We start from the raw sequence: 12,531 nt of genomic DNA on the forward strand, positions 1-12,531 counted from the left end.
TCGTTATATTTATTTAATTCATTCTTATGCAATCATTCAGATTATCACAACGGGGCTATACACTCTTCTCTTACGTCCATTTCATTCTAATCAGAGAAATCTAAACAAATCTCTTCCATTTGTTTTTATCGAATTTACGTTAAAATTTTATTTCACATTTGATTGGGCAGAACTAAAATGTTTCTCTAGTTTACCAACAATTTCATCATTGGCCGCCTCGACAACTTCCAGGTATTGTGGTTTATCAAACAGTTGACTAATTTGTTCAGGGAATGTCTGTGCAATATTACAAAGTTCAATGGATTCATTGAATTTTGCTGGATGCGCTGTTGCGAGTGTGACACATACTTCACTAGGATCATTACAAGTTTCGTAAGCAGCAACTCCACAAGAAGTATGCGGATCAAGTAAATAATTGGTTTCAGCATAGTACTTACTGATAGTTTGCAGGCATTCTTTTCCCTCTACTCCATATGCCGCAAAATCTGCTTTTACCTGACGAAGCTGCTCCTCATTCACAACAATCTTTCCTTCTGATTTGAATTGATCCATTAAGGCAGTTACTGCGCCTGGATTTTCACCAAGCAGGTAGTACAGATAACGCTCAAAGTTGCTCGCTACTTGAATATCCATAGAAGGGCTATATGTACTACGGAATTCACCAGGCTGGTACACTCCATCCTTGATAAAACGTTCTAAAATATTATTCTCATTCGTTGCAACAATAAGCTTACCAACTGGAAGACCCATTCTCTTCGCCAAATAACCGGCAAAAATGTCCCCAAAATTTCCTGTTGGCACACTGAAGTTGAGGCTCTCTATGTCTTTCTCTTTTGCGACTTGGAAGTACGCATAGAAATAATAAACGGTTTGCGCTAAAATACGAGCAAAGTTAATGGAATTAATGGCACGCAGATGATATTTATTTTTGAATTCCAAATCTGCGAATAATTCCTTGATGATTCTTTGCCCATCATCAAACGTTCCTTTTATCGCTAAATTTAAAACACTTTCGTCGTGAACAGTCGTCATTTGCAGCTCTTGCACCTTACTTACTTTTCCATGGGGATGCAAAATACATATACGAATCCCTTCTTTTCCTCTTACACCCTCAATAGCTGATGCACCTGTATCCCCTGAAGTAGCACCAAGAATGTTGATGGTTACACCCGTTTTCTTTGCTATATAAGAATACAAGTTTCCTAAAAATTGCAGAGCAACATCTTTAAAAGCAAAGGTTGGTCCATGGAACAGTTCTAGCACATACATGTTATCCTTTACCTTTTGAACAGGAGTTACGTCAAAATGGCGGAAAGTCCCATAGCTTTTCTCGATTAATTCCTTAAGTTCATTTTCTGGAATTTCTCCATCAACATAATAGGAAATGATCTCGTATGCTAATTCAGGATAAGTCATCCGGGACATTGCCTGCAGCTTTTCCACAGGAATTTGTGGAATTTTTTCTGGAACTAAAAGTCCTCCATCCGTTGCCAACCCCATTAAGACTGTATCAATAAAACCAATTTTACTTACATTACCACGTGTACTAATATATTTCATAATATCCTCCAAGAAAAATATAATTTATTACTATCGTTACCTAGAATTCGCCGTGAGTCAATATATAATTGAAATATTAGCTGAAATATCAGACTTCTTTATTCTTCATATTGTTCTTTCAACAGTTCGATAATAACCCTATTACTTTCATTTTTTTCGTTTGAAACAAGAATGATTTCGTAACTAGTCATTTACATCGTTAGCTCGATGGGAATAGGTTAACAACAGCGATTTAGCAATATCAACACCTATGTTTTTATTTAATTCTCAAACACTCTTCTATGAACCTCCCCCTCCTATCGCGTTTGCGCTTGAGGAGGGGGTTTCTTGTTGTAAGGAATAACCTAGAAGAAACGAAGCAAATGCTTCTAGGTGCACACGACACCCTCCACCGTGGTCATCCTCTAACAAAGTGTATCGTTTGATAAACTTTAGTGGTGCTTGCGTTAGATGTTTCCCAACGCATAAGGGGCGGTTCTACCCATCTAACTACGTCCTTTTGGCGGAAAAGCTTCTTCTTACGCCAAAATAACAGGTCGTAGATATGTCGGATGATGAATCTGAAAATAATTCATTTCTCCATATAAAGTTTTTGTCAAAATATTTCTTGCACCATGAAGGTCACGATGTTCTTGATAACCGCATGTACATGTATAGTTTCTGGTGTTTGATTTTTTACGGTTTCCACAAACAGGACATGTTTGTGACGTGTACCTTTCGTTCACTTTTTCAATGGCTATTCCTTTTGCTTTTAGTTTATATTCTAAAAGAGAATACAGTTTTCCAAATGACCAATTCGATACCTTTTGATTGGTCTTTTTCTTTCTTTTCTTTCTATTATTCCGTTGGACACCTTCTACATCTCCCAGTACTACATGACTGACATCATGCTCTAAACACCAATCTACAAATTGTTTGGTCGTTTTATGTAAGGCATCTTGAAGTTGAGCTTCGCTTTTGGAAAGAGCAAATTTCTTTGCGCGGTTGTACTTTCTCCATTGCCTTGAGCCCTTTTTACAACGACTCATCCGTTCTTGAAGTTCTTTTACTTTTTTATTTCGTAAACGATGAACACTTCTCATATACCTACCCGTAATCACTATACCATCCCCGTTTTCTGTCACACCGACAATCGTATGAATTTCACCAGGGTCGATACTTGCGGTCACTCCTTGTTTTTGGCTCTCTTCTTTCATTCCATCGTCATAAGATAAACAAACGAACCATTTGCGGTCAAATACTACTTCTAATTCTTTTACTTTTCCAACAGGGACTTTAGGGAGTCTAAGCGTCAGTTTGGGTTGTCGTTTTCCGTTCCAATCTCCCATTGAAAGAATGAGTTTCTTTCCCTCTATTTTGAACGCTTGATCCACCCATTTTGGATGGAACACAAATTTATGTCTCCAAGGATACCGAGTAGGATAGCCTTTTTTACGTGCCTCTTTTGCGGCGTCTCTAGCTTGGAGAAACTTATGTGCGATTGCTTGGACCGTTTGACTATGCAGAGGATATAAACCTTTCAATTCTTTTTGAAGGTCACTTTTGGTGATCCATCCTCCACCTAAACGATAGTAATAACGGGCCAATTGGACGCAATCATTCCAAATCGTCCCCCCTAAACGTCGAATATCAAAAAGGCTTTGGATAGTAGTTGAACTTGCTCGCAAAGGGATCTTCATGGTTCGATACATGTTTTTTCACCTCCAAATCCATCTATATGTATATTTTACCAACCGAACACTAGTTTGTCTTTTGTTTTATTCTATTATTTTCTTTTTGTCATTTTTTGTTTTTACTTTATTTCAAAACATAAAAAACAGCCATTCATCTCCCACCTAAAACCCTATCGAATTTTTGAGGAAGGAGACTTCTGGCTAAGTTCGTTAAAGAAAAAAACACTCGCATTCATCATGCAAGTGCAAACCAAAAATTATTACTCTTAATTTCTTTTTCTACTGCAAAGATTTTCCCAAAATTTCTACAATATCCATTGTTTTGACCTGGTCTTCTGCTTCCTTTACCTTGGTCCCATCGCTCAGCGTGGTCAAGCAGTAGGGACAATTACTTCCGAGCATTGTTGGACTAAGCCCAAGTGCTTGTTCGACACGTTCAACGTTTATCCGTTTTCCCTGTGTTGCCTCTATCCACATCCTGTCGCCGCTTGCCCCGCAGCACATAGCATTTTCTTTATTTCTTCGGAAGAAAGATTCCTTCAGGGTCGACGACTCCATAAAGAATATCCAATTCTTCATGTGTTGGAGGCAATGTTTCACCGCGACAGCGTGAGAAATCAAGAGTAAAACCAGTGTTTTCCTGGAGAATCTCTTCAGTAATTCCCGGGTGCAAAGTGTCTACATACATCTTCCCAGTTTCCTCATCAAAGCGGTACACTGCCATGTTCGAAATTACAGCGGATGGACCGCCTAGAAATTTTTTTCCGTAGGCCTGACGGCGGTGCATCCACTCACCGGAAGGCCATTGGCGGACACGCCAGCCCGGAGAGGTGAGATAGTCAACTTCTTCTTTAAAACGGCGTTTTTCCTGAACCATGATAAAAACGGTACGTTTTGCCAGCGAATTAATATCATTATTTCCTCCGCTGCCCGGGAAGCGCATGTCGGGATTTAAGTAATCACCGACAACGGTCGTATTCACATTTCCATACTGATCAATTTCTGCTCCGCCCAAAAAAGCGAGATCCACTCTCCCTCTTTGCAACTGGTCAAAAACATCCAGTAAACCGGAGGCAATCGAACAACCTTCCACGCAGCGGGGGTCCCCAACAGACGAAGGCAGAGAAGTACTTCTGGATCCAATCGTCCCCGCTTCGTAAATAACCTTACAGTCAGGTGCGGTGGTTTGAGCAGCCAGCATGACCGCCAGCACCGGAAGCCCGGTACCGGCAAAAACAACTTCATCGTTATTTACTTCCCTGGCTGCAGCTACGGCAAGCAAATCGGCAGCAGTATACTCACCAGGGGCTGCATACATTTTATTCTGTACTAGTACCTTTTCCATTAATTACTCCCCCTTTTTGCACGAGTGCTATATTTGTAAAAACTGTTCGTCCTCAGGTTCATCAGGCGGGAAACATTCAGTTTATCCAGATATTCCTCATGGCTTCCGACCCCGTAAACCCATTCGTCAAGCCAGTCTTGCGTTCCGGACTCTGTTTTGGAGGCGGTTGCAAAATCATTGATAAACGCACCGTCCACATCATAGCAGCCGTACATACCGGTTGGGTGCGCCCCCCATGGAACTTCAACAATCGCATCAACCATGTAACTTGGGAGGAGATTGCGATCAGGATCCTCTCTTAGATAGGACTCCGGAACAATTTCCTCGGCAATGACAATGACTTTATCCGCTGCTTTAGCGGCCTGTTCATCGGAGAAGGTTTGTCCCATCACACGTACCGTACCCTCTTCCCCCACCTGCTGGGCATGAATGATACATACATCCGGCCTTGCCGCCGGTACAAGAATAATTTCGCCTTCATCGTAGAACGGATCGGGTGCATACCCAAACTTTTGAAAAGGAATGTGCGGGTTCTTTCCGTCCCTTAAGCCTGCTTTGCCGAGCATATCATATTCCGGATTCAAAATGTCCGTACCCCTTGAGGCCCATGTTGGGAGGTATGGAACTCCAGCTGCTCCTGCCTGCATTCGGTACAGAATATGCTGGTGGCTGTAATCTTCAACGATTATTTCGCCTGATTTCATTTTTCGGTCCATACAATAAGGCACTTTCCCGTAAAGTTCATGGCCGTTCCAGCAAGATTCCCAAATGGAGACAGCACCCGCCCCAATCAGCATTTCGGTATGCGTTCCCGAATTAACCTCGATTAAATGAAGATTTCTTTTCCCCTGGCGCAGCATTTCATAGATTGCGGCCATTGGACGCCGCCAAATGGTAAATCCGCTAAAGGTAATCATGCTGCCATCTTGGATCATTTGCACAGCTTCTTTTAAAGAACATCTCTTGTCCTGCATACTTCTTTCTCCCCCTATCTTATCTATTGTCGTCTGTAAAAATTACACTGAGACCGTTTGACCTGCGTTTTTTGATTGAGTGTTTTGTGCCTTTGGTTGATCTCCCAACAAATATTTTGAAATTACCAATCTCTGAATCTCATTGGTACCTTCATAAATTTGGGTAACTTTTGCGTCTCTGAATAATCTTTCCACCGGATAATCCTTCGTATAGCCATAACCACCATAAATTTGGATCGCTTCCATCGCATTCTTCATCGCTGTATCGGTTGCATAGCGTTTTGCCATCGAAGCTTCTTTCCCACATTTGATGCCCTGGCTGCGAAGCTTGGCTGCACGGTAAACAAACAGTTTGGCTGCTTCCACTTCTGTAGCCATATCGGCGATTTTGAAGGCAACTCCCTGGTTTGCTGCGAGTGGCTTGCCAAACTGAATCCGTTCCTTTGCATACTGGATCGAATATTCCAAAGCGGCTTCGGCAATACCCAGACCCTGGGCTGCAATACCAATCCGACCTACATCAAGGTTGGCCATGGCAATTTTGAATCCTTCTCCCTCTTGGCCCAGCAGATTTTCTGCAGGAACTTCGGCATTTTCAAAAATTAATTCGGTTGTATTGGAACCATGGAGCCCCATTTTCCGCTCTTTTTTGCCAACAGTGAAGCCTGGGGTATTTTTCTCGACGATAAATGCGGAAATGCCTCTTGTACCTGCAGTTGGATCCGTTACGGCAAACGTAACATAAGTATCGGCAGCACCGCCGTTTGTAATAAAAATCTTGGAGCCGTTCAAAATGTATTTATCGCCTTTTTTCACCGCGGAAGTACGAATTCTCCCTGCATCGGATCCCGCATTTGGCTCCGTTAGTGCAAAGGCGCCAATGTACTCACCGGATGCCAACTTCGGAATATATTTTTGCTTTTGTTCTTCCGTTCCGAAATACAGAATCGGATTGGTTCCCACAGATGTATGAACGGATAAAATGACTCCCAGGGTAGCACTTACTTTGGCAATCTCATTAATAGTCAATATGTAGGAAGTGAAATCTGCCCCTGCTCCTCCATATTCCTGTGGAATCGGAATCCCCATCAGGCCGTATTCGCCCATTTTGCGGATAATGTGCAATGGATATTCGTCCGTTTCTTCCATCGTTTCAACAAAAGGAGCAATTTCATTTTGAGCAAAGTTGCGCACCATTTTTTGCATCATTTCTTGTTCTTCAGTAAATTCCAAACACATACTTTTTCCTCCTCTGTATTTTTCTTGTTTCTTTTATTAGTTATATTGATAAAACCCGCTTCCCATTTGACCTGCGCCAATAACCATAAACGTTTTAATTTCTATACTTCCTTTGCCCCTCTATTTCAAATTTCTTTATCGTACTTCAATGAGGATAGCGTCGCCCTGTGCAGCTCCGGAGCAGATTGCTGCAATACCGAGACCGCCGCCGCGCCGGCGCAGTTCATAAATCAGCGTCATTATAATCCGCGCTCCACTTGCACCAATCGGATGTCCGAAGGCAACCGCTCCACCGTTTACGTTTACCTTTTCCAGATTGTATCCGGCAATTTTCTCACTTGTGAGAGTTACAGCTGCAAATGCTTCATTTACCTCAAACAAATCAATTTGATCTATAGTATATCCTGTTTTTTCCAGCAACTTATTTATTGCAAGGCCAGGAGTTGTAGCGATGTAAGGAGCTTCCTGTCCCACCGCGGCGTGTCCCAGGATGACGGCTAGCGGCGTTTTGCCCAGCTCGGCTGCTTTCTCCTCCGACATCAAAACCATGGCACCGGCACCGTCATTTATACCAGGTGCATTCCCTGCTGTAATGGATCCGTCTTTGGTGAAAACCGGAGGCAATTTTTTCAGTTGTTCGAATGTTGTCTCACGCGGTGCTTCATCTTTATTTATCAAAATTGGTTCGCCCTTGCGCTGCGGCACAGCTACAGGCACGATCTCTTCGTTAAATTTGCCTGCCTCAATTGCTTCAATCGCACGCTGCTGGCTACGCAATGCCCAGTTATCCTGCACTTCACGTGAAATCTCATATTCAGCAGCAACATTACTTCCATGAACGGCCATATGCTGTCCATCGTAAGCATCGGTGAGTCCATCATTCAGCATCAAATCGACTACCTTGCCGTCCCCCATACGCATACCCCAACGTGCATCTTTCAATATGTAAGGTGCATTGCTCATGCTCTCCATTCCGCCTGCCACAATGACATCAGCGTCACCGGCACGAAGGATTTGGTCTGCTAATGTTACGCTGCGAAGGCCAGAAGCACACACTTTATTAATTGTTTCCGTTTGAACTTCCCAAGGTAATCCCGCAATCCTTGCTGCCTGCCTTGAGGGTATTTGCTTCGCGCCGCCCTGAAGAACCATCCCCATGATTACTTCATCCACCTGATCTCCTTCAACTCCAGCACGGATCAACGCTTCTTTTATTGCAACCCCGCCAAGGTCAACAGCTTGTAAATCCTTTAAAGCTCCTCCAAATTTTCCAAAAGGAGTTCTGGCCGCACTAACAATTACTGTTTTTCCCATTTCCCCACTTCCCCCTAAGACCGATTTTGAAAAACTAAATAGCAAAGACTATAGTCTCGGACTACAGTCCCGGACCGTAGTCTGTATTTGAATTTTATTTTAAATGTTTTAAATTGTCAATATTTTTAAAAAATTACTTAATTACAAAAAATACGTAATTTTTTCACCCATCCTTAAAGACCTATGAAGATATGCCACTAACAATTTGGCCAACTTCAAAGAGCCCTTAAGCTCTAAAATTTTCTTTCTTAATTCCATAAATTAATTTGTTTATGCTAAAATTATGAATTATACGACAACACACACATTCTTTGTTTGATTAAGGAGATTCATAGATGTCAGATTTAACCCCCAGACAAATAAAAGCCAGGAAAACAAGAAAAAAGATTCTAGAAACGGCTTTAGAGCTTTTTAGCAAAAAATCCTTCGATGATACAACCGTTGATGAAATAGTTAAACTGAGCGGTACATCAAAAGGGGCATTTTACACACACTTTAAATCTAAATACGAAATTTTCTTTGAAAAATTTAAAGAGATTGACGAGGTTTATTGGGAGTTTACTCAGTCTTTGCCTGAAGAAACAGATGCCAGCGAAAAATTGCGGCAGCTTTCTGAATTGCAAATGGTTTATCTCAGAGATTATTGGGGAAAGGATCTGTTTCGAACCCTGTATACGAACGCTTCCCCAAATAACAATTACTTTTTGAATAAAAACAGAGCTATCTTTAAAATAGTCCATCAGTTTGTAAGCGAAGGTCAAAAAAAAGGAGAATTCAAAAAAGATCTTTCCCCCGAAGAAATCACCATAATCATTACACGATGCATGCGCGGAACACTTTTCGATTGGTGTATCGGCGATGATAATTTTGACCTTTTACTAGAAACTCAAAAGATTATACACACGTTATTGGATGGTATAAAAGCATAATTTAATAAAAAAACAGCACCATTCCGAAATACAATGTACCCTATAGAGTAGACACTTAAAAAAGTCTACCTACAGGGTCACAGCCATCAATTTTAGAAAAACGAGTTCGATGCCAAAGTCATCGAACTTGTTTTTTTATAAAAGGAACTAGGATAAATATGTTTTGGACATACTCAAATAAAACTTTCTTCATTCTGTATTTTTATATATCTTGGTGAAGTCCCATCGTATATTCTTAAGTGATGCGAAGAATATCGAATGGTGTACGCTTATTATACCTTCGTGCTTTTCGCCCATTTTGAACAAGTTCCTAGAAAATCCTGGTTAGCACTGATACAGGAGAATGAAAAAAACACTTTACTCTAAGAAATTAGAATAAAGTGTTTTCAACAGGTTTAAATACACAATCAATGTGCATTCTTGCTAATCTTGATACTTAGATAATTGTTGCTGCGCAGAATTAAGTGAGTTAATGGCTTGTTCAATCTTTTCTTTGTTGTCTTGTTTTTCTACAGAACTAAGCGCTTGTTGCAATGTGTTAACCGTATCCTGTACAGACGACATACTTTGGTCAACGTATTGTTTAGCTTTTCCTGGCATATGTAACCCTCCCTATACTAATTTCAAAAATAGTATCTGCACAAATGAAAATAAAATTCCTACAAATTATTAGTTCGAGGGAAAGGAAAAGATACTTCCATTTTCTCTTCTGTCATTTTATATCCTCTAGCGCATCAAGGGGATAGGACGCCCTACCTCTATCGTTCGATTTAATTTTTTTCCTTTAATTTGTTCGATATGAGTGACATACTTCCCTTTCATTTTTTTGACTTCTAATGTTTTAAACTCCTCTGTTCCCAATAAATCTGTTTGCTCCTCTAAAGGTTTTTGGATGTCTAAACCTTCGCTCTTTACCACAAATAAATCGGTCATGTCATTTAACGTCTTATCCAATGAATAATTAATGCCCACTATCCCAATAATCACTACAAATATCCCAATTATGCTACCTATGATTCTCTGTTTTCTTTTATTTTGTCGCATTTCAACTCTCCTCTTTATACTATATTTGTTTATTGAACCTTCCCCGCCAAACTGCATCTAGTTGACTGGTATACTAAAAAACAATACAGCAAAAGAGAAGTGAACGTGATGAGAAGGAGGGATTGGGGAGAAAGTATAAAAGAAACAAAGAAAAAATTCACAATTATTCCCTATTGTTAAATAATAAGCTGAGGCTCTTTAATGTGTGAAGTCTGGCAGTAAGAATGAATAAATCATCGTAGTTATTTTCTATGTATTCATCAATAATGCTTAGCCCTTTCCTAAATCTATTAACTAATAAATACGTGTACTCTTCATTCCAAATAAATCGGTTTATTCTCAGAAGTTCGTCTGCTAATATTTGGAATTTAAACTCCTCAACAAGAAGTTTTACTTGATACAATTTATCTCGATTTAAAATCAAGCTGTTTTTTTTATTTTGATAATGTTTATGAACAAATTTTACAAAACCATCTATATTTTCAGCCAGCATTTTCGCTATTTGCATCTCGAAGTTCATTTCTTCATCTCCTCAATGTCTAATAATTACTATGAAGAGTTTATGTTTTGAGACAATATTTTAACACCAACAATACAATCTACTACAAGAAGCCTGTTCCCCTCATTCGTTGATGCTTTAATGTCGTCGGGGACAGGCACTGATTTTTTTATACACGTAATCATCATTTATCTTTAGTACTATTTCTAAAATTATCGTAATCCGTCTTAATGTAATGAAATAACTTTGCGTTGCCGCCTTGGTCTGGATGAGTTATTTTTAATAACCCTTTATATTCTGCCAACACTTCTTTATTACTCGCCATTTTTGAAAGCCCTAATTTTTTACTATAATTATTTGATTGAGTGTTGGAGGTGAGAGTGTAATGGTCTCCTTTGCTTTCTTTTAATTTTTTTAATTCATTACGTAATTCAATATTTTGTTTCACTAAATTCTTTATTTCACTTTGTAATTTATTTTCCTTATTCTGTAAAATGATCACTTCTTTTTTCAGCTTATCTCTTTGCTCAATTAATCTGCGCTTTGCATTCTCGTGAAGTTCTTCCATTCCTTCTATATGCTTATCTTGTGCCTGTATTTTTAGTTTTAATCGGTGGATCATTTCATCCATATTTTGATTAGTATGATCATCGATAAACAGCTTTGAGGTTGTATCATCAACTATGTAATCAGTTTTCTTGTTTCTGTTTCCTTCGTATTTAATTCTGCCTTCATGTAACCAACGTCTAACTATTTGATTACTAATACTTTCTGATACTCCTGCATCTTTTAACAGGTCAAACGCTTGATCTGTGTCATCAATTATGCAGTCAGTTTCTCTACTCCTTTTTCCTCCCTCATATTTAATCTTCCCTTCACGCAGCCAACGTCTCACAGTTTGAATGCTAGTACTTTCTGATACTCCCGCATCCTGTAACAGCTCAAATACTTGATCTGTGTTCACAATGTTCCGCCTTCCCCTCTTATTACGCCACATCATGTTATATTGAGTGACATCAGCCTGAAAAATGAATCATTTTTGTACCTCGTCACAAAAATTTCAACAGCGTATTCAAATAAACATTCTTATGTCGGTTTAACAAGTTGAAATCGAAGTAGAAGATATCTTCTACACGATCAATTATATGAATGAGTTAATCCAACACTTGCACTTTCACCTTTTTAACGCCCCAATTTAAAGCATCCTGCTCATTAGGAATAAAGACATCTACTCTATTTCCTTTTATAGCACTACCTGTATCCTCGGCTGTTGCGTAGCCATAGCCCTCCACATACACTTTTGATCCAAGCGGAATGACAGATGGGTCAACTGCTACGACTTTTGCATCCGGATTCGATTTTAAGTCGACACCTGTAGCTGTAGTCCCAATACACCCCTGACAATCAGCAGTATATGCCGTCGCTCTTACGGTAATCTCTTTTTCTATATCTGATTGATTCGTAGTTTCACTTTTTGATACTGTTTTTTCTTGTTCCGCTGTATTAGCTGGTACAGCTGTGTTAGTTGGTACAGCTTGCTCTGATTTCGTTCCAGATTCTACGTTCTCTGTCTCAACTTTATTTACCCCTGGTTTCATAACTAGGTTCTGTTCCGGATGAATTGTATCTGAATTTAAACCGTTCCAAGACTTAAGATCGTTTACTGATACATCATTGTTATGCGCGATTTCCGATAGCGTGTCCCCCGACTCGACCATATAATCCACTTCTTGAAAAACCTGTAGTGTTTCTCCCGCATAAATTGTATCTGACGACAACTGGTTCCAAGACTTAATTTCTTCTATTGAAGCTTTATATGTTTGAGATAGCCCCCATAATGTGTCTCCATCTTTCAGTTCGACATCTTCTGCTTGTACCGGACTAGTAAATGCACTAGATATTGCAGCCGCTGCCACTAGTGATAAGATTGATTTTTTCATATGTTGTTACCTCC

General features: G+C 39.8%; 12 protein-coding genes and 1 pseudogene. 1 reads left to right on the top strand and 12 read right to left on the bottom strand.

The window, feature by feature from the left end; all coding sequences use genetic code 11:
• Nucleotides 1-147: 147 nt before the first annotated feature.
• The 7 genes and pseudogenes from thrC to BAOM_RS13225 all read right to left on the bottom strand — a co-directional run bounded on the left by thrC (nt 148) and on the right by BAOM_RS13225 (nt 8,105).
• Nucleotides 148-1,560, bottom strand: a complete 1,413-nt coding sequence (thrC, locus tag BAOM_RS13195; protein ID WP_127760643.1) for a threonine synthase — start codon at nt 1,558-1,560, stop codon at nt 148-150.
• Nucleotides 1,561-2,078: 518 nt separating this feature from the next.
• Complete coding sequence (locus BAOM_RS13200) at nt 2,079-3,251, bottom strand: RNA-guided endonuclease InsQ/TnpB family protein (RefSeq protein ID WP_127760644.1); 1,173 nt, start codon at nt 3,249-3,251, stop codon at nt 2,079-2,081.
• A gap of 261 nt (nt 3,252-3,512) precedes the next feature.
• Nucleotides 3,513-3,755 (bottom strand): annotated as a pseudogene (locus BAOM_RS13205) (heterodisulfide reductase-related iron-sulfur binding cluster); the annotation flags it as partial.
• Entirely contained in the window at nt 3,748-4,578 is an 831-nt protein-coding gene (locus BAOM_RS13210; RefSeq protein WP_127760646.1) for a CoA-transferase subunit beta, read from the bottom strand. The pseudogene BAOM_RS13205 and the gene BAOM_RS13210, both read right to left, overlap by 8 nt.
• Nucleotides 4,578-5,552: a CoA transferase subunit A gene (locus BAOM_RS13215; RefSeq protein WP_127760647.1), complete on the bottom strand. Its 975-nt coding sequence runs from the start codon at nt 5,550-5,552 to the stop codon at nt 4,578-4,580. Before BAOM_RS13215 ends, BAOM_RS13210 begins: the two co-directional genes overlap by 1 nt.
• Before the next feature lie 42 nt (nt 5,553-5,594).
• Entirely contained in the window at nt 5,595-6,791 is a 1,197-nt protein-coding gene (locus tag BAOM_RS13220) for an acyl-CoA dehydrogenase (protein WP_127760648.1), read from the bottom strand.
• Between the two features lie 135 nt (nt 6,792-6,926).
• A complete protein-coding gene (locus tag BAOM_RS13225) occupies nt 6,927-8,105 on the bottom strand; it encodes an acetyl-CoA C-acetyltransferase (RefSeq protein ID WP_127760649.1) in 1,179 nt (392 codons plus the stop codon).
• A gap of 335 nt (nt 8,106-8,440) precedes the next feature.
• On the opposite strand from BAOM_RS13225, the gene BAOM_RS13230 reads away from it, so the two are divergent.
• Entirely contained in the window at nt 8,441-9,034 is a 594-nt protein-coding gene (locus tag BAOM_RS13230) for a TetR/AcrR family transcriptional regulator (protein WP_127760650.1), read from the top strand.
• 423 nt (nt 9,035-9,457) lie between these two features.
• On the opposite strand, the gene BAOM_RS24435 is transcribed toward BAOM_RS13230, so the two are convergent.
• From BAOM_RS24435 to BAOM_RS13250, 5 genes are all read right to left on the bottom strand, one after another.
• The gene (locus BAOM_RS24435) at nt 9,458-9,634 is read right to left on the bottom strand and encodes a hypothetical protein (RefSeq protein WP_164853219.1); all 177 of its coding nucleotides are present in this window, start codon (nt 9,632-9,634) and stop codon (nt 9,458-9,460) included.
• 126 nt (nt 9,635-9,760) lie between these two features.
• Entirely contained in the window at nt 9,761-10,078 is a 318-nt protein-coding gene (locus tag BAOM_RS13235; protein WP_127760651.1) for a hypothetical protein, read from the bottom strand.
• 163 nt (nt 10,079-10,241) lie between these two features.
• On the bottom strand, nt 10,242-10,598 hold the full coding sequence (locus BAOM_RS13240; protein ID WP_127760652.1) for a hypothetical protein: 357 nt from the start codon (nt 10,596-10,598) through the stop codon (nt 10,242-10,244).
• A gap of 163 nt (nt 10,599-10,761) precedes the next feature.
• The gene (locus tag BAOM_RS13245; protein WP_127760653.1) at nt 10,762-11,541 is read right to left on the bottom strand and encodes a hypothetical protein; all 780 of its coding nucleotides are present in this window, start codon (nt 11,539-11,541) and stop codon (nt 10,762-10,764) included.
• Nucleotides 11,542-11,731: 190 nt separating this feature from the next.
• Nucleotides 11,732-12,517 (bottom strand): LysM peptidoglycan-binding and 3D domain-containing protein, encoded by a 786-nt coding sequence (locus BAOM_RS13250; protein ID WP_127760654.1) that lies wholly within the window; start codon nt 12,515-12,517, stop codon nt 11,732-11,734.
• Nucleotides 12,518-12,531 lie beyond the last annotated feature (14 nt).

Source organism: Peribacillus asahii (assembly GCF_004006295.1).
GTDB lineage: Bacteria > Bacillota > Bacilli > Bacillales > DSM-1321 > Peribacillus > Peribacillus asahii_A.

Bases quoted from the DNA above. Each gene is read 5' to 3' on its own strand.
- thrC (WP_127760643.1), bottom strand. From the start codon at position 1,560: ATGAAATATATTAGTACACGTGGTAATGTAAGTAAAATTGGTTTTATT.
- BAOM_RS13230 (WP_127760650.1), top strand. From the start codon at position 8,441: ATGTCAGATTTAACCCCCAGACAAATAAAAGCCAGGAAAACAAGAAAA.
- BAOM_RS13250 (WP_127760654.1), bottom strand. From the start codon at position 12,517: ATGAAAAAATCAATCTTATCACTAGTGGCAGCGGCTGCAATATCTAGT.
- BAOM_RS13210 (WP_127760646.1), bottom strand. From the start codon at position 4,578: ATGGAAAAGGTACTAGTACAGAATAAAATGTATGCAGCCCCTGGTGAG.
- BAOM_RS13220 (WP_127760648.1), bottom strand. From the start codon at position 6,791: ATGTGTTTGGAATTTACTGAAGAACAAGAAATGATGCAAAAAATGGTG.
- BAOM_RS13235 (WP_127760651.1), bottom strand. From the start codon at position 10,078: ATGCGACAAAATAAAAGAAAACAGAGAATCATAGGTAGCATAATTGGG.
- BAOM_RS13215 (WP_127760647.1), bottom strand. From the start codon at position 5,552: ATGCAGGACAAGAGATGTTCTTTAAAAGAAGCTGTGCAAATGATCCAA.
- BAOM_RS13200 (WP_127760644.1), bottom strand. From the start codon at position 3,251: ATGTATCGAACCATGAAGATCCCTTTGCGAGCAAGTTCAACTACTATC.
- BAOM_RS13240 (WP_127760652.1), bottom strand. From the start codon at position 10,598: ATGAACTTCGAGATGCAAATAGCGAAAATGCTGGCTGAAAATATAGAT.
- BAOM_RS13225 (WP_127760649.1), bottom strand. From the start codon at position 8,105: ATGGGAAAAACAGTAATTGTTAGTGCGGCCAGAACTCCTTTTGGAAAA.
- BAOM_RS24435 (WP_164853219.1), bottom strand. From the start codon at position 9,634: ATGCCAGGAAAAGCTAAACAATACGTTGACCAAAGTATGTCGTCTGTA.